Below are 24,878 nucleotides of genomic sequence, written 5' to 3'. Positions count from 1 at the left end.
CCGCCGCCGCCGCCTGTGGTGGCGCCCAAGCCGGTGCCGCTGCCCGAAGCGCGGCTGAACAAGGTGGCGCTGCTGGTGCCCTTGACCGGCCCCAACGCGGCGCTGGGCGAGTCCATCGCCAATGCCGCGGCGCTGGCGATGACCGATCTCGGCAAGCCGCAGGTGCAACTGATCACCTTCGACACCGGCGCTGGCGCCGGCGAGGCCGCTGCCAAGGCGATGGCGGCCGGTGCAGGGCTGATCCTGGGGCCGCTGCTGGCCAGCGACGTACCGGAAGTGACGGCGGCGGTGGCTGGGCGGCCAGTGCCGATCCTGTCCTTCTCCAACGACACCGGCGTGGCCGGCGGCGACGTGTTCGTGATGGGCTTCCAGCCCGGCCAGGCGATTGCACGGGTGATTGCCTATGCCCGCAGCCGCGGCATCGAGCGTTTTGCCGCGCTGGTGCCGCAGGGTGCCTACGGCCAGCGTGCCAGCCTCGCGTTCGTGAAGGCGGTGAACGAGGCCGGCGGCCGTTCAACCGCAGTCGTCTCTTATGCCCGCGATCCGGCGAAGCTGGCGGCAGCGGCGGCGCAGGTGACCAATTATGATGCGCGGGTGCGGGCAAGCGGCAAGCCGCAGATCCGCCCCGATGGCACGGTGGCGCGGGTGGCCGGCGCGCTCGCCCCGGTGCCGTTCCAGGCGCTGATGATCGCCGATTCAGGCTCGGTGGCGGCGCGCTTCCTCACCCCGCTGGCGCGCTATGGCGCAGCCCCTGGCCAGGTGGTGATCCTGGGCACCGAATTGTGGAACAACGAGCCGGGCCTGGAACGCGTGCCGGCGCTGAAGGGTGCGCTGTTTGCCACCGTGTCGGATGCGCGCTTCAACAGCCTGGCCGTGCGCTATCGTGCCAAGCATGGCAGCAACCCGTCACGGCTGGCCTCGTTGGGCTATGACGCGGTGCTGCTGGCCAACAGCCTGGCGGCGCGCTGGCCGCTGGGCCAGGCCTTCCCCCGCGCCGCGCTGCTGGCGCGGGACGGCTTTGCCGGCATTGATGGCGCCTTCCGCTTCTCGGCGGGCGGCGTGGCGGAACGCGCGCTGGAGGTGGATCAGCTGGGCAGCGGTGTCGTCTCGCCAGCGCCCAACAGCTTCTAACGCGCAATCTCCGCCAACACCGCGTTGGCCAGCGGCCAGCCGGCGGGCGTGAGGCGAATCCCGCGTGCGTCGCTGACCAGCAGGCCGTGTGACACCAGCCGGGCCACCGCCTCGGGCTTGACCGCATCGGCCAGCGCAGTGCCGGAGCGGACGGCGAAGCGCGAGGCGTCCAGCCCTTCGGCCAGGCGCAGCCCCATCACCAGCGCCTCGGTGGTGCGTTCGCTTACTGTCAGCGCGGTTTCGCTCTCCATGCCATGGCCGCTCTCCGTGACGCCGGCCAACCAGGCCTCCGGCTTCTTGCGCCGCAGCGTGGCGACACCGTCGCGGCGGCCATGCGCGCCCGGACCGATGCCGGCATAATCGCCATAGCGCCAATAGGTGAGGTTGTGGCGGCTCTCCAGGCCGGGGGCGGCGTGGTTGGAGATTTCATAGGCGGGCACGCCGGCTGCGGCCGTCATCGCCTGGGTGATGGCGAACAGGTCGGCACTGGTGTCCTCGTCCGGCATCCGCAGCTGGCCGCGGGCATGGAGGGCGGCAAAGCGCGTGCCGGGCTCGATGGTGAGCTGGTAGAGCGAGAGATGGGTGGTGCCGAAACCGAGCGCGCGGGTGAGTTCCGCCTCCCAGCTTTCGCGCGTCATCCCCGGCCGGTCATAGATGAGATCGAGGCTGACCCGGCCAAATGTTGCTTGCGCCACGTCCAGGGCGGCCAGCGCCGCGGCGACATCGTGCGGCCGGCCGAGCAGTTTGAGCGCGGCGTCGTCGAGCGCCTGCACGCCCAGGCTGAGGCGATTGACCCCGGCGCTGGCGAAACCGGCAAAGCGGCCGGCCTCGACGCTCGACGGGTTGGCTTCCAGCGTGATTTCCAGATCGGGCTCCGGCGACCAGTGCCGGCACGCCGCATCGATGATGGCGGCGACGGTTGTGGGCGGCATCAGGCTGGGGGTGCCGCCGCCAAAGAAGATGCTGGCCAGCCGGCGGCCGGGCAGGCGGGCGGCCTCAAAGGCCAGATCGGCGAGCAGGGCATCCTGCCAGGCCGCCTGGTCAACCTGATCCCGGACGTGGCTATTGAAGTCGCAATAGGGGCATTTGGTGACGCAGAACGGCCAATGGACGTAGAGCGCGACCGGATCTGCCGCCATCAGCCGGCCACCGGCGGCAGCAGCGCTTCCAGCAACCGGAAGGCCCGCGCGCGATGGTTGTCGGCTTCCTTGTCGGCCCGGGGCATCTCGCCATAGGTCTGCGCCTTGCCGTCCATCAGGAACATCGGATCATAGCCAAAGCCATTGCCCCCGCGCGGCGGCCAGACGAGCGTGCCGTCCACCCGGCCTTCCACCACCTCTGTATGGCCATCGGGCCAGGCCACGCACAGGGCGCAGATGAAATGGGCGGTGCGCGGGCGGTCGCCCAGCTCGTCGTTCACCCGCGCCATGGCGACCGCGAAATCCTTGCCCGGACCTGCCCAGCGCGCCGAATAGATGCCCGGCGCGCCGCCCAGCCCGTCCACACACAGGCCACTGTCGTCAGCAATTGCCGGCAGGCCACTGGCGGTGGCGGCGGCGTGCGCCTTCAGCCGGGCATTGCCGATGAAACTGTCCTCGGTCTCGTCCGGCTCGGGCAGCCCCAACTCGCCAGCCGACACCACATCGAGTCCATGCGGGTTCAGCAACTCGGCCAGCTCAACCACCTTGCCAGGATTGTGCGTGGCCAGCACCAGCCTGCCCCGCTTGAGCGCGCGGCGCGTCATTTCCGGCGTACCTTGCCAGCGGTGGGCAGGCCGGTATCTGCCAGACGAGCCTTGGCAAAGGCCATGGCGGCACCATCAATGCGGGTGGCCGGCACCAACACCATCATCGCGCTGCTCGGATAGATCATGAACACGCCGCGATATTCGTCCCATTTGTGCACATCCTGCCACGGCAGGCGATAAACGCCGCTGTCACTGCTGAATTCGACCTGATGGTCCGACAATTGCAAACATTGTTCGCCATGCATGGACTTGCTTTCGGCAAACACACGCCGCGCTCGCCGCGGCAAGAGGAACTGAAAGAAAACCAGCAGGTATAGCCCCATCAGGACCGACCAGATCAGGGCAAAGCTGTCATGTTCTCCGTTGACGACAGCTTCGTAGAGTCCAACCGGCAGCAACACCGCGATGCCCAGCGCCACCCATCGCCACGTCCGCCAGCAGCCATGGCGCTGTGAAGCGATGTACTCGTCCAGCGTTATGCGATAGCGCACCTCGAAGGCAGGCCGGTTCATCTGTCGACCGCTTTCAACTGCGCGGCAAACACCTCGTTGCAGCCGATGCGCGCGAGGCGCAGCAGGCGCAGCAGGCTTTCCTCGTCGAACGGCTCGCCTTCGGCCGTGCCCTGCACTTCGACGATGCCGGCAGTGTTGGTCAGCACGAAATTGGCGTCAGTACCGGCATTGCTGTCCTCGATATAATCAAGGTCAAGCACTGGCGTGCCATTGTAGATCCCGCAGGAAATCGCCGCGACCTGTTTGGTGAGCGGGTCAGCCGCCAGCGGCGTCTTGGCTTGGATGGCATCGATGGCAAGGCGCAGCGCCACCCAGGCACCGGAGATCGCCGCCGTACGCGTGCCGCCATCGGCCTGGATCACATCACAATCCAGCGTGATCTGGCGTTCGCCCAGCGCCACCAGATCGGTGACGGCGCGCAGGCTGCGACCGATCAGGCGCTGGATTTCCTGGGTGCGGCCGGATTGCTTGCCCTTGGCGGCTTCGCGCTGGCCGCGGGTGTGGGTGGCGCGCGGCAGCATGCCATATTCGGCCGTCACCCAGCCCTTGCCGCCGCCACGCAGCCACGGCGGCACCCGGTCTTCAACGCTGGCCGTCACCAGCACATGGGTGTTGCCGAACTTGACCAGGCAGGAGCCTTCGGCATGGGCGGAAAAGCCGGGGATCATCTCGATGGTGCGCATCTGATCGGGGGCGCGGCCGGATGGGCGCATGATGTGTGTCTTTCCTGATGGCTGTTGGCTGCGGCTTTATTGTGCGCCGGCCGCGAAGGGAAGCGCCCATTGCGCGGCCGGGCGCTGCACCTTAAATTGAGGCCATGCAGCAGTCGCATCAGCAGGCGTTGGCGCTGGCCGACCTGAACGATCGGGCGCGTGCCATCTTCCGGCAGATCGTCGATGCCTATCTGGCATCGGGTTCGCCGGTGGGCAGCCGCACCTTGTCCAAGGGCGGCAGCCTGGGCCTGTCGCCGGCGTCGATCCGCAATGTCATGCAGGATCTGGAAGAACTGGGCCTGCTCGCCGCGCCGCACACGTCCGCAGGACGGCTGCCGACCGAACTGGGCCTCAGGATGTTTGTCGATGGCATGATGCAGGCCAGCGAAGTGTCGGAGGATGAGCGCGCCGCGCTGGAGGCCGGGCTGGCACCAGGCGTGGCGATGGAAGAGGCGCTCAGTCGCACCACCGCCACCCTGTCGGGCCTGTCGCAATGCGCTGGCCTGGTGCTGGTGCCGGCGCGCGAACTGGTGATCCGCCAGGTCAGCTTCGTGCCGCTGTCCCCGGCGCGGGCGTTGGTCGTGCTGGTGGGGGCTGATGGCAGTGTGGAAAACCGTCTGCTCGATCTGCCGCCGGGCGTGCTGCCGACCACGCTGGAGGCGGCGGCCAACTATATCACCACGCGGCTCGCCGGGCTGACCATGGCTGAAGCCCTGTCGCGGCTGGAGACCGAGATCGGCCGCGATCGCGCCACGCTCGATGCCCTCACCCAGGCGGCGGTGTCGGCCGGGCTGGCGGTGTGGTCGTCCGATGCGGCGGCGCGGCCGGTGCTGATCGTGCGCGGCCAGGCCAATCTGGTGGAAGGCGCGGTCGATATCGACCGGGTGCGCCAGTTGCTCGACGACCTTGAAGACAAGGCCGAGCTGATCCGCCTGCTCGAAATGGCGCGCGGGGCGGATGCCACCCGCATCTTCATCGGCGCCGAATCCCGGCTGTTCTCGCTGTCCGGCTCCAGCGTGATTGCCGCACCCTATCGCGGCAACGATGGCAAGGTGATCGGCGTTGTGGGGGTTATCGGGCCGACGCGGTTGAACTATGCGCGTGTCATCCCCATGGTGGATTACACCGCCCGAACCCTGAGCAGACTGGTATCATGACCGAAGCCACTGAAAACACCGAAACGCCCGAATCCCCGGAAACCCCGGCCCTTGATCTGGCCGAAGCACTGCTGGCCAAGGACCAGGAAATCGCCGAGCTGAAGGACCGCGTGCTGCGGGCCATGGCCGATCTGGAGAACACCCGCCGCCGGCTGGAGCGCGACAAGGCCGAAGCCACGCAATATGCTGTCACCGGCTTTGCCCGCGACATGCTGGCGGTGGCCGAGAATCTGCGCCGTGCTGTCGCCGCGTTGCCGGCCGAGGGCTTTGACAATGTCCGCGCTGGCATCGAGGCGACCGAGCGCGAGTTGCTGGCCATCTTTGGTCGCCAGGGCATCAACCGCATCGAGATCACCCCCGGCGAGGCGCTGGATCCCAACCGCCACCAGGCGATGATCGAGGTGGACAGCGACCATGACGCCGGCAGCGTGGTGGCCGAACTGGCGAGCGGCTGGACGATCCGTGATCGCCTGCTGCGTCCGGCGATGGTGAGCGTGGCGCGCTCCGGCTGACGCCTGCGCGTCGCGGGGGTCAGCGTGGCGCGCGCGAACGACTGACCTGCGCGGCATAGCCAGCAGCTATGGACATGCAGGTGACGCTGCGGGCTTTCCCCGCGGCGTCTTCCTTGGCATGGTGGCGGCATGTGGCTGTTTGACCGTCTCTTCACCCGTTTCCTGCAGGATGGCGAACTGGTCGTGATCGACCCCGCCGGCAAGGAACGCCGCTATGGCAAGCCCAGCGCAACCCGCGCGCCGCTGCGCATCCGCCTCGCTGACAACGCCACTGCCCGCGCGATCGCGCTCAACCCGGCGCTCGGCGCGGGCGAAGCCTTCATGGATGGCCGGCTGGTGCTGGAACAGGGCGACGTCTTCGCGTTGCTCGATCTCGTCACCTGGAACCTGCGCTGGGAACGCGACAACCCGGTGCGCTTTGCTCTGTGGCGGCAGGCGCGGCTCGCGGCCTGGTGGGATGGCATCAACTTCGAGCGCCGTTCCAAGCGCAACGTTGCCCATCATTATGATCTCGACGACCGGCTTTATGACCTGTTCCTCGATCCGCACCGGCAATACAGCTGCGCCTATTGGGCGCCAGGCATCACCACGCTGGAAGCCGCGCAGGAAGCCAAGCTCGCCCATATTGCCGCCAAGCTCGACCTGAAGCCGGGGCAGCGCGTGCTCGATATCGGCTGCGGTTGGGGCGGACTGGCGCGCTACATCCACAAGGTGTCAGGTGCCCATGTGACCGGCATCACCCTTTCGGAAGAGCAGTTGAAATATGCGAAGGCCGAAGCCGCGCGGCAGGGGCTGACTGGGGTCGATTATCAGCTGATCGACTATCGCCAGATGACCGGCCAGTTTGATCGCATCGTCTCGATCGGCATGTTCGAACATGTCGGCCTGCCGCATTACCGCCAATTCTTCGAAACGGTTGAGCGGCTGCTCGCCACCGACGGCGTGGCGCTGCTGCACACCATCGCACGCGCCGACGGGCCGGGGGCGACCGATCCGTGGACGGCCAAATATATCTTCCCCGGCGGTTATTCCCCGGCACTGAGCCAGATCGTGCCGGCGGTGGAGCGGGCCTGGCTGTGGATCACCGACATCGAGGTGCTGCGCCTCCATTATGCCCACACGCTGAAGGCCTGGTATGACCGCTGCGCCGAAAAGCAGGCCGAGATCGAGGCGCTGTATGACGGCCGCTTCTACCGCATGTGGATGTTCTACCTCGCTGCCGCCCACTGCGCCTTCGCCAACGATGGCCACATGAACGTGCAGGTGCAGATGACCAAGCGTCGCGACGCGCTCCCCTTGAGCCGGGATTATATGCGCGACATGGAGAAGAAATTGCCGGGCGGGGCGCCTTAATCCACCCAGTTCAGCTCTTTCTCCGCCGCACGCCGATCAAGCTCCGCCCGGCTGATCTTCTCGCTGGCCGATTTCAGCTGGCCGCAGGCGGCCATGATGTCCCGCCCGCGCGGGGTGCGCACCGGGGCGGAGATGCCGGCCTTGAAGATGATGTCTGAAAAGGCGCGGATGCGGTCCTGTGAGGAGCATTCATAGATGCTACCCGGCCACGGGTTGAACGGGATCAGGTTGACCTTGGCCGGCAGCTTGTACTTGCGGATCAGGCGGACCAGTTCGCGCGCATCCTCGTCGCTGTCGTTCTTGCCAGCCAGCATCACATATTCGAAGGTGATCCGCCGCGCGTTGTTTGCGCCGGGATAATCGGCACAGGCCTGCAGCAGCTGCTCGATGCCGTATTTCTTGTTGATCGGCACGATCTCGTCGCGGATCTCCTTGGAGACGGCATGCAGCGAGACGGCGAGGTTGACGCCGATCTCCTTGCCCGCCCTGGCCATCATCGGCACGACGCCGCTGGTCGAAAGCGTGATGCGCCGCTTGGACAGACCCAGCCCGTCGCCATCCATGACGATCTGCAGCGCATCGCGCACATTCTCGAAATTATACAGTGGCTCGCCCATGCCCATCATCACGATGTTGGTGAGCATGCGGCCTTCGGATGTGTAGTTGCTGCCCGGATTGTGCGCGCCGGGGATCCACGGCACATCATCCTCGTCGAGGTCGTCGGCGGCATCGCTCACCGTCGGCCGCGTGATCGCCACCGGCGCTGCGCCCGGCCATTCGCCCAGCGCGTCGCGCGCCAGCATCACCTGGCCCACGATCTCGGCCGCAGTGAGGTTGCGCACCAGCTTCATCGTGCCAGTGTGGCAGAACCGGCAGTTCAATGTGCAGCCGACCTGGCTCGACACGCACAAGGTGCCGCGCCAGGCATCCGGGATGAACACGCACTCGGCTTCCTCGCCGTCGCCAAAGCGCAGCAGCCACTTGCGGGTGCCGTCGTTCGAGACCTGCGCCGTCACCACCTCGGGCCGACCAACCACGAAATGCTGCGCGATCAGCTCGCGGGTTTCGCGGCTGATGTTGGCCATCGCCGCCACCTCGGTGACGCCGCGGTTGTAGAGCCAGTGCCACACCTGGGAGGCGCGCATCTTCACCTGGCGTTCGGGCACGCCGATGCCGGCCAGCGCCTCACGCAATTGCGCCTTCGACAGGCCGATCAGCCAGCGCTTGCCATCGGCGCGCTCCGTCGCCTTCCGCGGCAGCACCATCGGGTCGGACGGGCCGGGGATCGGCATGACATCCGCCGGCAGCGCCATGTCGTCGTGGGGGGGAGAGTTCATCATCGCGCGGCCCATATCGCAAAACCGCCCCAGCGTAAAACCGCTTGCAGTGCCGCATTGGCGCGGCGACACAAAGCGCCCTGTTACCGGGGGAGCCTGATGTCGACTGTCCTGTCAAATCGCAATCTCGCCATTGCCACGGCAGCGCTGCTGGCGGTGGTGCTGCTGGCGATGGCCCGGGGAGGCAGCCATTTCCCGGCCCTGCCGCTGATGGTGCAGCTGCACCTGATCAGCATGGTGGGCACGATGGCGCTGACCGTGGTGATGTTGACCCGGCCGAAGGGCACGCCGGACCACCGCACCTGGGGCCGGCTGTGGGCCGGCCTGATGTGGGGCAACGCCCTGTTCACTTTGTTCTTCAACGCCGGCTCCAGCCGATCGGGCGGCGTGTTTGCTGGTGACATCTCGCCCGTCCACGCGCTCAGCCTGTTCGTGGCGGTGATGGTGCCGGTGGCCGTGCTGAAGGCCCGCCGCCATGATCGCGCCGGCCATGAACGCACGATCAGGGGCCTTGTCATCGGCAGCCTGCTGATCGCCGGACTGTTTACCCTGCCGTTCGGCCGCACCTTGGGGCGCTGGCTGTTCAGCTGATTGCGCTCGGCGATTATTGCGGCTGGTGCAGGCCCTGCACGCGGGCGCCGGCGGTGCGCAGCCGTTCGGCGCCGGCGCGGCGCATCATCTGGCGCGGCGAGTGGAAATAGGCCAGCGGCGTCATTCCCATATAGCTCCTGAACTCGCGGATGAAGTGCGACTGGTCATAATAGCCGCCGTCGAGCAGCACGGAGAGCGGCTGGTCGAGCCGGTCACCGATCTGGGCCAGGGTGCGCAGGAAGCGCTGGCGGCGCAGCAGGCTCTTGGGCGAAAAGCCGAAGGCGCGGTGGCACAGGCGGGCCAGGGTGCGCTCGGTCAGGGCAAGCCCGTCGGCAAAGACGTGCACGGTATCGATATTGCCGTGGACCAGTGCCTGCTCCACCCGCGCGATCAGCGGATCGGGCGGCGGCGCAGCGGCGGCCAGGGCGGTGAACCAGGCGTCGAACAGCGCGCAGCAGCCCTCCCAGTCGGCCGCGCACAGATCGGCCCACAGGCGGTCGGCGGCGTCGCCGTGGATTTCGGCCAGATCGTGGATGCGATTGGCGTGATCATGGGCGGATTGGTGGACGAAGGTCGCCCAGCCCAGCGCGGTCAGCCCGGCGCCGATGGTGCTGCCCGGCCCGGCCGAGCGCACGATGCCGGTGCGATCGGTGGGCCCGAACAGAGCGCCGCGCGGCGGGGTGGGGTCGCTGCAGCCCGGCCGTTCGACCGTCCATTCGCCGCGCAGCGTGAAGCGGATATTGCCCCATTCAGGGTGGAGATGGTCTTCCAGCGCGACCGGCGTGGTGACGCCATAATAGGTCGTGATCAGCGGCCGCAGATGCGGCGCCGGCAGCGCAAAATGCACATCGGGAAGGACATTCCGGCTTTGGCTGTCACTGAACACGGCACTCCCCCGAACGCCACGCTGAAGGATGGCCGTGTACCATTGCCCCGCATTGGGCAAGATGATGCGGGTCAAAGTTGCGGGGATTTCATCTGTTGATCAGGCAGCGGCCGGGCAGGCACCTCACATCGCGCTGATGCCGCCGTCGACATAGAGGCCATGGCCGGTGACCATCTTGGCCTCGTCACTGGCAAGATAGACCGCGGCCCAGGCGATGTCGTCGGGTTCGCCCACCGCCCCCAGCGGGATCTGGCGGCCCAGCTTGGCCAGACCCGCCTCGCGGCCCATGGCGTCGGTGATGCCTTTCAGGATCGGCGTATCGATGAACACCGGGTGGATGCTGTTGCAGGTGATGCGATATTGCTGCTTGGCGCAGTGCAGCGCGACGCTCTTGGTCAGGTGGCGCACGGCCGCCTTGGCGCTGTTGTAGGCCGCCGAATTGTGCGCGGCGATCACGCCGGCGATGCTGGACAGGTTGATGATGCTGCCGCGCACGCCGGTTTCGCGCACGGTGCGCGCCATGGTGGGCAGCGAGAGCTTGCAGCCCAGGAACACGCTGTCGAGATCGATCGAATGGACGCGCTTCCAGGTTTCGAAATCGGTGGCCTCCACCGTGGAGCCGCCCGCAATGCCGGCATTGTTCACCAGCACGTGGAAGCCGCCGAACTTTTCCTCGGCAAAGGCGATGGCCGCGGCCCAGTCATCCGGACTGGTGACATCATGGCGGCAGGCGACGGCCGCGTCCCCCAGGCTGGCCGCGACGGCCTGCACGCCGGCTTCATTGATGTCGGTCAGCACCACGCGGGCGCCTTCCTCCACCATGCGGCGGGCCATCGCCTCGCCCAGCCCCTGCGCCGCGCCGGTGATCAGTGCCACCTTGCCTGCCAGTCGATTCATCACCGTCTCCCCTGTATTTTTCGTGTGGCGGCACCCTGCCCGCCGCCAGCCCGTCTGAAAAGCTGTGTTTCCTACTGTGACAGCATTGCAACACAGACTGTGCTCTTTGCATGCGCATGCAATTGTCACGCTTCCGCAACCCCATTGCTTGCGTTAGCCATCACTTTGTACGGGAGAGAGTCATAAGGCCGCCCCGACGACCATCAGGGGAGATCACCATGCGCACGTTCCTTCTGGCCACCGCCGCCATCATGCTGCTGCCGGCCGCTGCCCAGGCCCAGCAACCCGCCGATACCGCCCAGGCCGATGACGGCGGTCCGGCCGAAATCATCGTCACGGCGACGCGGCGCAGCCAGTTCCTGTCGGACGTGCCGATCGCGGTCAGCGCCGTTTCGGCCGAAGCGCTGGAAAAATCGGGCGGTACCGATATCCGCCAGCTTAACCAGCTCGCCCCGTCGCTGCTGGTCTCGTCGGCCACCAATGAATCGAACGGCGCTGCCCGTATCCGCGGCGTCGGCACGGTGGGTGAAAACCCCGGCCTTGAAAGCTCGGTCGCGGTGTTCATCGATGGCGTCTATCGCAGCCGCACCGGTGTTGGCCTGACCGATCTCGGCCCGCTGGAAGGCATTGAAGTGCTGCGCGGCCCGCAGGGCACGCTGTTCGGCCGCAACGCGTCGGCCGGTCTCTTGTCGATCACCACGGCCAAGCCGAAGTTTGAATTCGGCGGCGCGGGCGAAGTCAGCTACGGCAATTTCAACGCCTTCCGCGTCGTCGGCAGCCTGACCGGCCCGATTGCCGGTGACAAGGCCGCCTTCCGCGTTGACGCGCTCTACAACAAGCGCGACGGCTTCCTCACCGACACCGTGTCGGGCCGCAAGCTCAACGACCGTGATCGCTTCCTGATCCGCGGCCAGCTGCTGCTGAAGCCGACCGACGATCTGTCGATCCGCATCATCGGCGACTACAACCAGAAGGACGAGGAATGCTGCGGCGCCGCCATCCTGGCCCCGCTGCAGAACCTGTCACGCGATGCCAGCGGCAATGTCGTGCAGTCGCCCAACACGATCGCGGGCCTGGTGCGCAGCCTGGGCGGCGTCTACAATGTGCCGACCAATGGTGCCAAATATCTCTACCAGACCTCGATCACGCCGGGTGCCAGCTACAACCAGCGCACCCGCGACTGGGGTGTTTCGGGTGAACTCAACTGGCAGCTGGGCAATGGCCAGCTGACCTCCATCACCGCCTATCGCGAGTTCAAGAACAAGGCGGCGCAGGATGCGGATTTCAACGTCTTCGACCTGCTGAAGCGTGATGACCAGAACCGCAAGTTCCAGACCTTCAGCCAGGAACTGCGCTACAACGGCACCGCCTTGAATGACCGGCTCGACTACCTGGTTGGTGCCTATTTCGCTTCGGAAACCCTGCGCACTGACGACAATCTGATCTATGGCGCCGATTTCGAGCGTTATTACAACGCCCAGTTCGCCGGCCTGACCGGCAGCGCCAACACGCTTGGCCTGTTTGCCACTGCGATCGGCTACACCCCGCCGACCGGGCAGAGCCTGCTCAACGGCACCGGCATCGTGCAGGGCGGCTATTTCAAGCAGAAGAGCACCAACTATGCCTTCTTCACCCACAACGTCATCAGCCTGGTGCCTGACAAGCTGCTGCTGACTGTGGGTCTGCGCTACACGCACGAGAAAAAGGAACTGGAAAGCAAGTTCCTGTCCAACAACAATTTCTGCGGTGCTCTGCGGAACGCGCCGTCGCTGGTGGGCGGTCCGTTCGCCGCGCTGAACGGTCTGCGGCCGACCGTCACCTCGGTCGCCTGCGTGATCAACAACACCACCGGCCCCGGCTTCAATGTTGGTGATCCGGGCACCATCCGCAACGAAAGCGAATTCACCGGCACCGCCGTGCTGTCCTACAAGTTCACGCCTGATCTGCTGGTCTACGGCAGCTACTCGCGTGGCTACAAGGCGGGCGGTTTCAACCTCGACAGCTCGGCGCTCAACGCCACGGCGCCGTCGGCCTTCAACCTGCAATTCGCGCAGGAAAAGGTGAACGCCTTCGAATTCGGCACCAAGCTGGACCTCAAGCAGTTCAAGCTGAACGTCGCCGCCTTCTATCAGAAGTTCGACGACTTCCAGCTCAACACGTTCAACGGTGTGAACTTCGAAGTGACCAACATCGAAGGCTGCTCGGTTGATCTGGGCGGCAAGGATCGCGATCTGATCGCCGGCAACTCGGCCTGCACCGGCAAGAAGAAGCCGGGCCTGGTCAGCAAGGGCGTCGAAATCGAAGCCGGCTTCTACCCGGTCAAGTATCTCAGCTTCAACGCTGGCCTGACCTATGCCGACACCCGCTATGCCAGCCAGCTGGCCGGCCTCAACGGCGTGTCGCTGGCGCCGACCCTGTTCCAGCTGCCGGGCCGCAACCTGTCCAACTCGCAGCAGTGGGTGGCCACCGGTTCGGCGACCTGGACCCCGCCGATCGGCGACAATCTGTCGGGTCTGGCTTACATCGATTTCCGTCATTCCTCGGCGATCAACACCGGGTCTGACCTCGATTTCGAAAAGATCCAAGCGCCCTACACGCTGGTGAACGCCCGCGTCGGCATCTATGGCAAGAACAAGCTGTGGGGCATCGAACTGTGGGGCCAGAACATCTTCAACACGCTGTATCAGCAGGTGGCGGCCGACAATCCGCTGCAGGGCAGCGGCACCTTCCGGGCGGTGGCCCAGGGCCTGTCGGCTTCGGCCAGCCAGACCTTCATCACCTTCCCGGCGGAACCGCGGACCTATGGCGTGACGCTCAGGACGAAGTTTTAATCGCAGCCGGGCGCGTGGATAGCGGAGCTATCCACCGACTCCGGCAAGATCGGACGGCGAGCGAAAAGGGCGGGGCCAACACCCCGCCCTTTTTGACTCGTCCGACGGCGCGGCTTTGCCGCGCCCTTCCTTCCTCTTCCCTTAAGCCCCCAGCGGACTCGGCGGCTCCGCCGCCGGCCGCTTCAATGCGCCCATCCCCCAACCCTTGACGCCAACCCTCGCCGACCATACGTCACGCCCATGGCCATCCTCCCCATCATCGAAACGCCCGATCCGCGGCTGAAGCAGATCAGCACACCGGTGAAAACCGTCACCGACGCGCATCGCAAGCTGATCGCCGACATGTTCGAGACCATGTATGACGCGCCGGGCATCGGCCTGGCGGCCATCCAGGTTGGCGTGCCGGAACGTATCCTGGTGATTGATCTGCAGCGCGAGGCGGATGACACGCCGGACGATGCCAAGCCTGAAGACATCAAGCGCGTGAAGGAACCGCGGGTCTTCATCAATCCGGAGATCGTCTGGGCCTCCGACGACCTGTCAGTCTATCAGGAAGGCTGCCTGTCGGTGCCGGAGATGTATGCCGATGTGCAGCGCCCGGCCGAAATCCAGGTCAAATGGCTCGACGAGCAGGGCAAGCCGCATGACGAGAAGCTCGACGGGCTGCTCGCCACCTGCCTGCAGCACGAGATGGACCATTTGAATGGCGTGCTGTTCATCGATCACCTGAGCAAGCTCAAGCGCGACATGCTGCTGAAGAAGCTGGAAAAGCTGCGGAAAACCCGCCGCGCGGCCTGAGGTTATCCCTCACCCCGCTCGCGCTGCGCGCGAGTCGACCCTCTCCCCAGATGGGAGAGGGGATTTCAGCCCAACCGGTCCAGGATCAGCCGCGCCGCGTCTTCCGGTGGCTTCACGCGGGTCGGGTCTTCACCGGGGAAGGCGCGGGCGCGCATCACGGTGCGGGTGGCGCCGGGATCGACGATGTGCGTGCGGATGGCGGAGATGTTCTTCACCTCTTCGCCATAGGTGGAGACCAGATTCTCCAGCGCCGCCTTGGTCGCGGCATAGCCGCCCCAATAGGCGCGCGGCGTGCTGCCCACCGACGAGGTGACCGCAACCACGTGCCCGGCCGCCGACTGGCGCAGCCAGGGATCGAGCGCCCGGATCAGCCGCATGTTGGCGGTGAGGTTGATCGCCAGCAGCTTGTCCCATTCCTTCAGGTCCAGGTGCGGCACCGGCGCCAGCGTGCCCAGCTGCGCGGCGTTGAGGATCAGCGCGTCGATCCGGCCCCAGCGCGCGCCGATGGCACTGCCCAGCCGGTCGATGGCCTCGCCATCGGTCAGGTCGAACGGTGCGATGGTGGCGGTGCCGCCGGCCTTGTGGATGCGGTCGTCCACTTCCTTCAGCCCGGCCTCGGTGCGGGCAGTGAGGATGACGTGCCAGCCTTCGCGGGCCAGCATTTCGGCGGTGGCGGCGCCAATGCCGCGGCTGGCGCCCGTCACCAGGGCGAGCTTCTTGTCGGTGCTGTCAGTCATGCGGGGGCCTTAGGCGGGCAGGGGCGGGCAGGGCAAGCGCCTCAGATGACGCGCTCGGCCAGCAAGCTCAGCTGGTCAGGCACTTCCACCTCTTCCTGGTCGGTCAGGCGGGTGGGATAATCGCCGGTGAAGCAGGCATCGCAATATTGCGGCGCGTGCTCGTCACGGGTGGGCTCGCCAACGGCGCGATAGAGGCCGTCGATGGAGAGGAAGGACAGGCTGTCCACCTTGATGAAATCGCGCATGCGCTCGACGTCCATCTGCGCCGCCAGCAGCTTGGAGCGTTCCGGCGTGTCCACCCCATAGAAGCAGCTGTGCCGCGTCGGCGGGCTGGCGATGCGCATATGCACCTCTTCGGCGCCGGCTTCGCGCAGCATCTGCACAATCTTCACGGATGTTGTGCCGCGCACGATCGAATCGTCGATCAGCACGATGCGCTTGCCGGCGATCAGCGCGCGGTTGGCGTTGTGCTTCAGCTTGACGCCCAGGTTGCGGATCTGGTCGCCGGGCTGAATGAAGGTGCGGCCGATATAGTGGCTGCGGATGATGCCCAGTTCGAAGGGGATGCCGCTTTCCTGGGCATAGCCGATGGCGCCGGGCACGCCGCTGTCCGGCACCGGCACCACCATGTCGGCCTCGACCGGGTTTTCGCGGGCCAGTTCGGCGCCGATGCGCTTGCGCACCTCATAGACGCTGCTGCCGTCCATCATCGAATCGGGCCGGCTGAAATAGACATGCTCGAAGATGCACGGCCGGGCGCGCACCGGCGCGAACGGCCGGATCGAGCGCAGGCCACGGCCGGTGATGATGATCAGCTCGCCCGGTTCGACCGAGCGCAGGAAGGTGGCACCCACCATGTCGAGCGCGACGGTTTCGGACGCGAGGATGTAGCTGTCGCCCAGGCGGCCCAGCACCAGCGGCCGGATGCCGAGCGGATCGCGGCAGGCGAGCATGCCTTCGGCGGTGAGGCAGATCAGGCTGTAGGCGCCTTCCACCCGCTTCAGCGCGTCGATGAAGCGATCAAGCAGCGTGCGGTAGGAGGAGGTGGCGACGAGGTGGATGATCACCTCGGTATCGCTGGTCGACTGGAAGATGGCGCCGCGCCGCACCAGTTCGCGGCGCAGGGTCATCGCGTTGGAAATATTGCCGTTGTGGGCGACCGAGAAGCCGCCCGAGGCCAGTTCGGCAAACAGCGGCTGCACGTTGCGCAGCGCGGTTTCGCCGGTGGTGGAATAGCGGTTGTGGCCGATGGCGATCTCGCCCTTCAGCTTGTTGATCACCGCATCATTGTCGAAATTGCCGGCCACATGCCCCATGGCGCGGTGGGTGTGGAAATCCTTGCCGTCGAAACTGGTGATGCCGGCCGCTTCCTGGCCGCGGTGCTGCAGGGCGTGCAGCCCCAGCGCCACCAGAGCGGCCGCGCCTTCCGCGCCATAGACGCCGAACACGCCGCATTCCTCGTGGAGATGGTCATCTTCCCACGGATTGGTGGTGAGCATCGATTCCATGTGGGCGGCCTTTGTCATTCGGCAGATGCCGCGCCATATAGGGCGCAGGCGGGGGTTTGTCGCCCCCCGTGTTGTGATGAAAGTGTCACATGAGCCATGCAGTGGACGAAACGCTGGAATTCCAACCGCGCTGGGGCGCCGATGGCCTGCTGACGGCGGTGGCCGTCGATGCCGACAGCGGCGCCGTGCTGATGGTCGCCCACATGAACGCCGATGCGCTGGCCGCCACGCTGGCCACCGGCGAGGCGCATTACTGGAGCCGCAGCCGCCGCGAGCTGTGGCACAAGGGGGCGACCAGCGGCGCCATCCAGCGCGTTGTCGAGATCAGGGTGGATTGCGACCAGGATTGCCTGCTGCTGCGGGTAGAGCCGGCTGGGCCGGCCTGCCACACCGGGCGGCAGAATTGCTTCTATCGCCGGCTCGATGGCGGCCGGCTGGTGATGATCGGAGACGGCAAATGAGCACGGTTCCCACCGGCCTGGAGGTCACCGTGTTTGACGAGACCTTCCGCAACCGCCCGCACGAACGTTTCGATGTGCTGCGCGCCGCCGATCCGGTGCATGAAGACAAGGTGCTGGGCCGCGTGCTGCTCACCCGCGCCGCCGATGTGGCGGCCACGCTGAAGGACCGCAGCCTGTCGGTCGATCAGCGCAATGCCGCGCCCGACACCATCGTGCAGCGCCTGACCACCGACCAGGACCGTGAAGCCCCGCGATCGATGCTGGTGCTGGATGATCCCGATCATGCCCGCCTGCGCCGGCTGGTCACCCACGCCTTCAACGCCCGCGCCATCGAGGCGGTGAAGCCCAGGGTGGTGGAGGTGGCCGATGAATTGCTCGACGCGGTGGCGGGCAAGGACAAGTTTGACATTATCGAGGAATTTTCCTCGCCGCTGCCGATCATCGTGATTGCCGAGATGCTGGGCGTCGGCGCCGCCGATCGGCCGGATTTCCAGCGCTGGTCGAAGGGCCTGGCCAATGTCTTCTCACCGATCCGCACGCCGGAATTGTTGGCGCGGCTCAAGGAGAATGCCGACGCGCTGACCGCCTATTTCGAGCGCGCCATTGCCGAACGCCGCGCCGCCCCGCGCGATGACCTGATCAGCGCCCTCATTGCGGCTGCGGATGGCGAGGACCGGCTGACGACGCAGGAAATCGTCACCATGTGCAACCTGTTGCTGCTCGCCGGCAATCTCACCACCACCGATCTGATCGGCAATTGCGTGCTCGCCCTGCTGAGCCACCCCGAACAATTGGCCAAGGTGCAGGCCAACTCCGCGCGCATGGCCGATGCCATCGAGGAAACGCTGCGCTTTGACCCGCCGGTGGTGCAATCCTTGCGCATCCCGCTGGAGCCGCGCGAGATCGGCGGCTGCCCGGTGCGGGCGGGCGAGGCCGTGACCACCTTCCTGATGGCGGCGGGACAGGACCCGGCGCTGCACGAGGACCCGCTCAGGTTCGACATCGACCGGGCCGACAAGACGCACTTTGCCTTCGGTGGCGGCGTGCATTTCTGCCTTGGCGCGCCCCTGGCCCGCGCCGAAGCGGAAATCGCGCTCACCCGCCTGTTCGCGCGCTTCCCGAATCTGGCACTGACCGGCGACCCCATCGAGCGCAACATCTCGGCGGCGTTCAACGGCGTGCAGCAACTGTGGGTTCGCCCGTGAGGGTCCTGCTGGCCGGCGCCACCGGACTTGTCGGCGGGCTCGTCCTCAAAGCGACGGAGGCGATGGAAATCATCCCCGTCAGCCGCCGTCCTATCCCCGGCCACCTCGGTGTGGTCGCCGATTTCGACGATCTGCCCCCACTGCCGGAAGCCCAGGTCGCCGTCTGCGCGCTTGGCACGACGCGGGCCAAGGCGGGCAGCGATGCCGCGTTCCGGGCCGTCGACCACGACGCCGTCCTCGCCTTCGCCCGCGCCGCCAAGGCCGCCGGCGTCACCCACTTCATCCTGGTCAGCAGCGTCGGCGCCAACCCCAGGTCCAGCCTGCTCTACCCGCGCACCAAGGGCGAGGTGGAAGTCGCGCTCACCGCCATGGGCTTCTCCAGCCTCGACATATTGCAACCCGGCCTCCTCATCGGCCCCCGCGCCGAACGCCGGCCCGTTGAGCGCTTCCTGCAATGGGCCGCCCCGGTGATGGACCCGTTCCTGCCGCGCGATGTCGGCAGCCTGCCGGCAGAGGCGGTGGCGGGTGCCATCGTGACGCTGACCATGCGCAGCGAACCCGGCGTCTTCCGCCACACCAACCGCGTCATCGCCAGCTTGACCTTAACGTAAACGTAAACTACCCCCTTCTCTTATGAGCAATCCGGCTGAGGCTCCCCGCACTGACGAGTCGCCCGCGGCGCTGTTGCATGCCTTTGCCACCGCGCCCGCCCCGCCAGCGGCCGGGGATGCCAGCCATTTCTCGATCACCGAACTGGCGCTGGCCTTCAACATCACGCCGCGCGCCATCCGCTTCTATGAGGACCAGGGCCTGATCGCGCCGGAGCGGCAGGGGCAGAACCGCATCTACAGCCGACGCGATCGCGCCCGGCTGGCGTGGATCCTGCGCGCCAAGAATGTCGGCTTCAGCCTCGCCGAAATCCGCGAGATGATCGACCTTTATGACGTCGGTGATCACCGGCTGACGCAGAAGCGCGTCACCCTGGAAAAATGCCGCGCGCGCATCGCCCTGCTGGAAGAACAGCGCGCCGATATCGACGCCACGATCCACGAACTGCAACAATTTTGCGAAATCGTCGAACTATCGATGAAGCCCTGAAGGCAAGGAAGCCATGCCGACCTATCGCGCCCCGGTGAAAGACACGCTGTTCGTGCTGGAGGCCGTGGCCGGCCTCTACAACCAGTCCCATGTGCCGGGGTTCGAGGCGGTTTCGCCCGATCTTGTTGAAGCCGTGCTCAACGAAGGCGGCAAATTCTGCAGCGAAGTGCTGGCGCCATTGAACCTGCCCGGTGACCGGCAGGGCTGCACCCGCCATCCCGATGGCAGCGTGACGGCGCCCGATGGCTTCAAGGATGCCTACAAGCAGTTCTGCGACGGCGGCTGGGGCGGCCTGATTGCAGACGAGCATCACGGCGGCCAGGGCCTGCCCTACACCATCGGCGCGGTGATGCAGGAGTATATCGCCGCCTCCAACATGGCGTTCGGCATGTATCCCGGCCTCTCTGAAGGCGCGCAGGCGGCGATCGAGGTGGTCGGCTCGCCCGAACAGAAGGCGAAATGGCTGCCCAACATGGTGCAGGGCCGCTGGACCGGCACGATGAACCTGACCGAGCCGCACTGCGGCACTGATCTCGGCCTGATCCGCACCCGCGCCGAGCCCAACGCCGATGGCACGTACGCCATCACCGGCACCAAGATCTTCATCTCGGCCGGTGAGCATGACCTCAGCGACAACATCATTCACCTCGTGCTGGCCAAGACGCCGGGCGCGCCGGACAGCGTGAAAGGCATCAGCCTGTTCATCGTGCCCAAGTATCTGGTGAACGACGATGGCTCGCTCGGCGCGCGCAATGCCGTCACCTGCGGGTCCATCGAACACAAGATGGGCATTCACGCCAACGCCACCTGCGTGATGAACTATGATGGCGCCACCGGCTATATGCTGGGCGAGGAGATGAAGGGCCTCGCCGCCATGTTCATCATGATGAACGCGGCGCGGCTGGGCGTCGGCATCCAGGGCCTGGCGCAGGCCGATGCCGCCTATCAGAACGCGGTGGAATACGCCAAGAACCGCCTGCAGGGCCGCAGCCTGACGGGGCCGAAGAACCCCGACGGAAAGGCCGATCCGATCATCGTCCACCCCGATGTGCGCCGCATGCTGATGGACGCGCGCGCCTATACCGAGGGCATGCGCGCGCTGGTGCTGTGGGGCGCGATCCGGGTTGACCTGTCGCGCAAGGCCACCGATGCCGCCGAGCGGGAGATGGCCGACGACCTGATCAGCCTGCTCACCCCGGTCATCAAGGGCTATGGCACCGATCGCGGCTATGAAGTCGCCACCAACTGCCAGCAGGTGCTGGGCGGCCACGGCTATATCGCCGAATGGGGCATGGACCAGTTCGTGCGCGATGCCCGCATCGCCATGATCTACGAAGGCACCAACGGCATCCAGGCGCTGGACCTGGTTGGCCGCAAGCTCGGCTCCAAGGGCGGGCGTGGCACCCAGGCGTGGCTGGGGCTGGTCGGCGCCGATCTCGCGGCCGCCAGTGACGAGCGCCTGGCCTTCATCACCAAGCCGCTGGCCCGTGCGCTCGGCGATATCCAGGCCGGGGTGATGTGGCTGCTGCAGAACGGCATGGCCAATCCCGACAATGCCGGGGCGGGCGCCACCGCCTTCATGCGCATGATGGGCCATGTCGCGCTGGGCCACATGTGGCTGAAGATGAGCGCGGCGAGCCTTGCTGCCCTTGATGGCGGCACCGCCGATCCCGATTTCCACAATGCGAAACTCACCACCGCGGGTTTCTTCGCCGCCCGCGTGCTGCCGGAAACCATGGCGCTCAAGGCCCAGCTCGAAGCCGGCGCCGACAGCGTGATGGCGCTGCCGGCCGAGATGTTCTGAAAGGACCGACGATGACCGAAGCCTATATCTACGACGCCGTCCGCACCCCGCGCGGCAAGGGCAAGAAAGACGGCAAGCTGCACGAGATCACGCCGATTCAGCTCGCCACCCAGGTGCTGCAGGCGGTGCGCGACCGCACCGGCATCGACACGGCTGATGTGGACGACGTGGTGCTCGGCTGCGTCTCCCCGGTGGGTGAACAGGGCAGCGATATCGCCCGCGTCGCCGTGCTCAATGCCGATTATGCCGAAACGACGGCCGGCGTGCAGATCAACCGTTTCTGCGCCTCGGGCCTGGAGGCCACCAACATGGCGGCCGCCAAGGTGATGACCGGCGAAGCCATGTTCGCCATCGGCGGCGGCGTTGAATCCATGTCGCGCGTGCCGATGGGCAGTGACGGCGCCGCCTGGGCCATGGACCCGGCCGTGGCCTACAAGACCTATTTCGCCCCGCAGGGCATCGGCGCCGATCTGATCGCCACCAAATACGGCTTCAGCCGCAACGATGTGGACGCCTATGCGATGGAATCGCAGGCCCGCGCCGCCCGCGCCTGGGCCGAAGGCCGCTTCAAGAAGAGCATCGTGCCGGTGAAGGACGTGATTGGCGAAGTCGTGCTCGCCCACGACGAGCATATGCGCCCGGGTACCGACATGCAGTCGCTGGGCAGCCTCGCCCCGGCCTTCCAGGCCATTGGCGAAGCCATGCCCGGTTTCGACGCCATCGCCCTGATGCGCTATCCGGAGGTGGAGAAGATCAACCACGTCCACCACGGCGGCAATTCGTCGGGCATCGTCGATGGCGCCTCGGCCATCCTGATCGGCAACAAGGAAATGGGCGAGAAATATGGCCTGAAGCCGCGCGCCCGCATCCGCGCCATGGCCAGCATTGGCTCGGAACCGATGATCATGCTGACCGGCCCGGAATTCGTGGCGCAGAAGGTGCTGCAGCGCGCCGGCATGACCAAGGACGATATCGACCTGTTCGAACTGAACGAGGCCTTTGCCTCCGTTGTGCTGCGTTACATGCAGGCGCTGAACATCCCGCATGACAGGATCAACGTGAACGGCGGCGCCATCGCCATGGGCCACCCGCTCGGTGCCACCGGCGCGATGATCCTGGGCACGGTGCTCGATGAGCTGGAGCGTACCGGTAAGGGCACCGCGATGGTCAACCTGTGCGTGGGTGCCGGCATGGGCACGGGCACGATCATCGAGCGAGTATAGTCCATTGAAGTGGCCGGAACTCCGCCGCTATTCAGACTCCAATATCGTGAGACTGATTTGCGGACTGATACTGGTTGGACTATTTTTGTTCGAAAAATACGCTGGTTGATACACTTTGCCAGCAACTCATTCCCCACCCCCTCCCCCTCCCCTGAAGGGGGCGGGAGAAGAAAAGGGACCTTCTCATGACCACCGCCATCCACACCGAACTCGATGCCGACGGCATCCTCCTGCTCACCATCGACGTGCCCGGCCAGTCGATGAATGTCATCACGCCCGAAGTGCAGGCCGATCTGGCCGCCGCCATCGAGCGGCTGAAGACCGACGACGCCGTGAAAGGCGCCGTGCTCACCAGCGGCAAGGCCAGCGGCTTCATGGCCGGCGCTGATCTGAAGGGCATGGGCGCGCTGTTCGGCTCGGGCGCGGCGCTGCCCGAAGGCAAGTCGAAGATGGCCGCGCTGTTCGACGGCGTCTTCAGCCTCAACCGCCTGCTGCGCGACCTCGAAACCTGCGGCAAGCCGGTGGCGGCGGCGGTCAACGGCCTGGCGCTGGGCGGCGGCCTCGAGTTCGTCCTCGCCTGCCATTATCGCGTCATCGCCGACAATCCCAAGATCACGCTCGGCCTGCCGGAAATCATGGTCGGCCTGTTCCCGGGCGCCGGCGGCACCCAGCGCCTGCCGCGCCTGATGGGCATCCAGCCGGCCCTGATGTACCTGCTGCAGGGCAAGAACATGAGCCCGCAGGAAGCCCTGGGCTTTGGCGTCGCGCAGGCTGTGGTGCCGGCCGACCAGATCATCGAGACCGCCAAGGCGTGGGTGAAGGCAAACCCCAATGGCGGCGTGCAGCCGTGGGACAGCAAGAATTTCAAGATGCCCGGCGGGCCTGCAACGGCGCTCAACCCCAATTTTGCGCAGACTTTCGTGGGCGGCACCGCGATGACGCACGTCAATGCCGGTGACAACATGAACGCGCCGCGCGCCATATTGTCGGCGGTCTATGAAGGCGCCCAGGTGCCGATGGACCTCGCCATCCGGATTGAATCCAAATATTTCGCCAAGGTCGTCGCCGACCCGCAGGCTGGCAACATGATCCGCAGCCTGTTCGTGTCGAAACAGGCCGCCGAGAAGGGCGCCCGCCGGCCCAAGGACGTGGCCCCGGCGCCGACGAAGAAGGTCGCCATGCTGGGCGCCGGCCTGATGGGCGCCGGCATCGCCATGGTTTCGGCCCAGGCCGGGATCGAGGTGGTGCTGCTCGACACCAGCATCGAGGCCGCCGAGAAGGGCAAGGCCTACACCGCAGACCGGCTCGCCAAGAAGAAGACGCCGGCCGACAAGGCGCAGGCCATTCTCGATCGCATCAAGCCGACCACCGATTATGCCGATCTCGCCGGCTGCGACCTGGTGATCGAAGCCGTGTTCGAAACCCGCGAGATCAAGGCAGGCGTGACGAAGCAGACCGAAGCCGTGCTCGGCCCGGACGTGATCTTCGGCTCCAACACCTCCACCCTGCCGATCACTGGCCTCGCCGAAGCCTGGTCGAAGCCGGAGAATTTCATCGGCATCCACTTCTTCTCGCCGGTGGAGCGCATGCCGCTGGTCGAGATCATCGTCGGCAAGAAGACCGGCCCGGCCGCCATCGCCAAGGCGCTGGATTATGTGGCGCAGATTAGGAAGACGCCGATCGTGGTCAACGACAGCCGCGGTTTCTACACCTCGCGCTGTTTTGGCACCTATGTGCAGGAAGGCCTGGCGCTGCTCGGCGAAGGCACGGTGCCGGCGCTGATCGAGAATGTCGGCAAGCAGATGGGCATGCCGGTCGGCCCGCTGGCGGTGAACGACGAGGTTGGCCTCGACCTCAGCTACAAGGTGGCGCAGCAGACCAAGAAGGACCTCGGCGACGCCTACAAGGGTGGCCCCGGCGAGACCGTCATCGAGAAGATGAATGAACTCAGCCGCTTCGGCCGCAAGAACGCCAAGGGCTTCTATGTCTATCCCGAAGGCGGCAAGAAATATCTGTGGCCGGAACTGGTGCAGACGGTGGCCGGCGGCCTCGCCGAAGATCAGCCGAGCGCGGCCGAGGTGAAGGAGCGGCTGCTCTATCGCCAGCTCGTCGAATGCGCGCGCTGTTTTGCCGAAGGCGTGCTCGAAACGCCCCAGGATGGTGATCTCGGCGCCATCTTCGGCTGGGGCTTCGCGCCCTTCACCGGCGGGCCGTTCAGCCACATGGACACGGTGGGCATCGCCAATGTCGTCGCCACGCTCGACCGGCTGGCGCAGCGCCACGGCGAACGCTTCGCCCCGCCGCAACTGCTGCGTGACATGGCGGCGCGTGGGGACAGCTTCTACGCCATGGCGGCGAAGCAGGCCGCTTAAGGCAA

At 66.2% G+C, this 24,878-nt stretch carries 23 protein-coding genes; 14 read left to right on the top strand and 9 right to left on the bottom strand.

The window, feature by feature from the left end; translation table 11 throughout:
* The coding region (locus GJ693_RS02245; RefSeq protein WP_156254710.1) for a penicillin-binding protein activator at window positions 1–1,131 on the top strand (1,131 nt) is incomplete at its 5' end.
* Here GJ693_RS02245 and hemW read toward each other — a convergent pair.
* The 4 genes from hemW to rph are packed head-to-tail and all read right to left on the bottom strand — an operon-like array spanning window position 1,128 to window position 4,103.
* Window positions 1,128–2,270 carry a radical SAM family heme chaperone HemW gene (hemW, locus tag GJ693_RS02240; protein WP_156254709.1) on the bottom strand — a complete coding sequence of 381 codons (1,143 nt, stop codon included), beginning with the start codon at window positions 2,268–2,270 and terminating at the stop codon, window positions 1,128–1,130. The genes GJ693_RS02245 and hemW overlap by 4 nt on opposite strands.
* A complete protein-coding gene (rdgB, locus tag GJ693_RS02235) occupies window positions 2,270–2,875 on the bottom strand; it encodes an RdgB/HAM1 family non-canonical purine NTP pyrophosphatase (protein WP_156254708.1) in 606 nt (201 codons plus the stop codon). The genes hemW and rdgB overlap by 1 nt, the downstream gene beginning before the upstream one ends.
* The gene (locus GJ693_RS02230) at window positions 2,872–3,390 is read right to left on the bottom strand and encodes a YcxB family protein (protein ID WP_156254707.1); all 519 of its coding nucleotides are present in this window, start codon (window positions 3,388–3,390) and stop codon (window positions 2,872–2,874) included. Before GJ693_RS02230 ends, rdgB begins: the two co-directional genes overlap by 4 nt.
* Window positions 3,387–4,103, bottom strand: coding sequence for a ribonuclease PH (rph, locus tag GJ693_RS02225; RefSeq protein WP_156254706.1), 717 nt, complete (start codon window positions 4,101–4,103; stop codon window positions 3,387–3,389). The genes GJ693_RS02230 and rph overlap by 4 nt, the downstream gene beginning before the upstream one ends.
* 104 nt (window positions 4,104–4,207) lie before the next feature.
* Here rph and hrcA point away from each other — a divergent pair, with 104 nt between their 5' ends.
* From hrcA to GJ693_RS02210, 3 genes are all read left to right on the top strand, one after another.
* A complete protein-coding gene (hrcA, locus tag GJ693_RS02220; RefSeq protein ID WP_156254705.1) occupies window positions 4,208–5,260 on the top strand; it encodes a heat-inducible transcriptional repressor HrcA in 1,053 nt (350 codons plus the stop codon).
* Complete coding sequence (locus GJ693_RS02215) at window positions 5,257–5,772, top strand: nucleotide exchange factor GrpE (RefSeq protein ID WP_156254704.1); 516 nt, start codon at window positions 5,257–5,259, stop codon at window positions 5,770–5,772. Before hrcA ends, GJ693_RS02215 begins: the two co-directional genes overlap by 4 nt.
* A 129-nt stretch (window positions 5,773–5,901) precedes the next feature.
* Entirely contained in the window at window positions 5,902–7,125 is a 1,224-nt protein-coding gene (locus GJ693_RS02210; RefSeq protein WP_156254703.1) for an SAM-dependent methyltransferase, read from the top strand.
* Here the strand turns inward: GJ693_RS02210 and rlmN are convergent.
* Entirely contained in the window at window positions 7,122–8,465 is a 1,344-nt protein-coding gene (rlmN, locus tag GJ693_RS02205; RefSeq protein WP_235902562.1) for a 23S rRNA (adenine(2503)-C(2))-methyltransferase RlmN, read from the bottom strand. The two genes, GJ693_RS02210 and rlmN, sit on opposite strands and share 4 nt — an antisense overlap.
* A gap of 96 nt (window positions 8,466–8,561) precedes the next feature.
* On the opposite strand from rlmN, the gene GJ693_RS02200 reads away from it, so the two are divergent.
* Window positions 8,562–9,053, top strand: coding sequence for a DUF2306 domain-containing protein (locus GJ693_RS02200; RefSeq protein ID WP_156254702.1), 492 nt, complete (start codon window positions 8,562–8,564; stop codon window positions 9,051–9,053).
* 13 nt (window positions 9,054–9,066) lie between these two features.
* On the opposite strand, the gene GJ693_RS02195 is transcribed toward GJ693_RS02200, so the two are convergent.
* Window positions 9,067–9,939: an AraC family transcriptional regulator gene (locus GJ693_RS02195; protein WP_156254701.1), complete on the bottom strand. Its 873-nt coding sequence runs from the start codon at window positions 9,937–9,939 to the stop codon at window positions 9,067–9,069.
* Between the two features lie 123 nt (window positions 9,940–10,062).
* Window positions 10,063–10,836: a glucose 1-dehydrogenase gene (locus GJ693_RS02190; RefSeq protein WP_197041899.1), complete on the bottom strand. Its 774-nt coding sequence runs from the start codon at window positions 10,834–10,836 to the stop codon at window positions 10,063–10,065.
* Between the two features lie 218 nt (window positions 10,837–11,054).
* On the opposite strand from GJ693_RS02190, the gene GJ693_RS02185 reads away from it, so the two are divergent.
* Both GJ693_RS02185 and def read left to right on the top strand, forming a co-directional pair.
* The gene (locus GJ693_RS02185) at window positions 11,055–13,667 is read left to right on the top strand and encodes a TonB-dependent receptor (RefSeq protein ID WP_156254699.1); all 2,613 of its coding nucleotides are present in this window, start codon (window positions 11,055–11,057) and stop codon (window positions 13,665–13,667) included.
* Between the two features lie 240 nt (window positions 13,668–13,907).
* Window positions 13,908–14,465 carry a peptide deformylase gene (gene def / locus GJ693_RS02180; protein ID WP_156254698.1) on the top strand — a complete coding sequence of 186 codons (558 nt, stop codon included), beginning with the start codon at window positions 13,908–13,910 and terminating at the stop codon, window positions 14,463–14,465.
* Window positions 14,466–14,530: 65 nt separating this feature from the next.
* Here def and GJ693_RS02175 read toward each other — a convergent pair whose 3' ends face one another.
* The gene (locus tag GJ693_RS02175; protein ID WP_156254697.1) at window positions 14,531–15,202 is read right to left on the bottom strand and encodes an SDR family NAD(P)-dependent oxidoreductase; all 672 of its coding nucleotides are present in this window, start codon (window positions 15,200–15,202) and stop codon (window positions 14,531–14,533) included.
* Between the two features lie 41 nt (window positions 15,203–15,243).
* Window positions 15,244–16,701, bottom strand: coding sequence for an amidophosphoribosyltransferase (gene purF, locus GJ693_RS02170; RefSeq protein ID WP_156254712.1), 1,458 nt, complete (start codon window positions 16,699–16,701; stop codon window positions 15,244–15,246).
* A gap of 98 nt (window positions 16,702–16,799) precedes the next feature.
* Between purF and hisI the strand changes: the two genes are divergently transcribed.
* The 7 genes from hisI to GJ693_RS02135 all read left to right on the top strand — a co-directional run bounded on the left by hisI (window position 16,800) and on the right by GJ693_RS02135 (window position 24,873).
* Window positions 16,800–17,171: a phosphoribosyl-AMP cyclohydrolase gene (gene hisI / locus GJ693_RS02165; RefSeq protein WP_156254696.1), complete on the top strand. Its 372-nt coding sequence runs from the start codon at window positions 16,800–16,802 to the stop codon at window positions 17,169–17,171.
* Entirely contained in the window at window positions 17,168–18,376 is a 1,209-nt protein-coding gene (locus GJ693_RS02160; RefSeq protein ID WP_156254695.1) for a cytochrome P450, read from the top strand. Before hisI ends, GJ693_RS02160 begins: the two co-directional genes overlap by 4 nt.
* Entirely contained in the window at window positions 18,373–18,987 is a 615-nt protein-coding gene (locus GJ693_RS02155; protein WP_197041898.1) for a Rossmann-fold NAD(P)-binding domain-containing protein, read from the top strand. Before GJ693_RS02160 ends, GJ693_RS02155 begins: the two co-directional genes overlap by 4 nt.
* A 22-nt stretch (window positions 18,988–19,009) precedes the next feature.
* Window positions 19,010–19,474 carry a MerR family transcriptional regulator gene (locus GJ693_RS02150; protein ID WP_235902560.1) on the top strand — a complete coding sequence of 155 codons (465 nt, stop codon included), beginning with the start codon at window positions 19,010–19,012 and terminating at the stop codon, window positions 19,472–19,474.
* 13 nt (window positions 19,475–19,487) lie between these two features.
* The gene (locus tag GJ693_RS02145; RefSeq protein ID WP_156254693.1) at window positions 19,488–21,278 is read left to right on the top strand and encodes an acyl-CoA dehydrogenase C-terminal domain-containing protein; all 1,791 of its coding nucleotides are present in this window, start codon (window positions 19,488–19,490) and stop codon (window positions 21,276–21,278) included.
* Window positions 21,279–21,289: 11 nt separating this feature from the next.
* Entirely contained in the window at window positions 21,290–22,501 is a 1,212-nt protein-coding gene (locus tag GJ693_RS02140; RefSeq protein WP_156254692.1) for an acetyl-CoA C-acetyltransferase, read from the top strand.
* A 185-nt stretch (window positions 22,502–22,686) separates the two neighbouring features.
* A complete protein-coding gene (locus GJ693_RS02135; RefSeq protein WP_156254691.1) occupies window positions 22,687–24,873 on the top strand; it encodes a 3-hydroxyacyl-CoA dehydrogenase NAD-binding domain-containing protein in 2,187 nt (728 codons plus the stop codon).
* Window positions 24,874–24,878: the final 5 nt, after the last annotated feature.

The organism is Sandarakinorhabdus oryzae, from assembly GCF_009733735.1.
Taxonomy (GTDB): domain Bacteria; phylum Pseudomonadota; class Alphaproteobacteria; order Sphingomonadales; family Sphingomonadaceae; genus Sandarakinorhabdus; species Sandarakinorhabdus oryzae.
The sequence above is the reverse complement of the archived record's forward strand: the minus strand, read 5'-3'. Positions and strand labels throughout refer to the sequence as shown.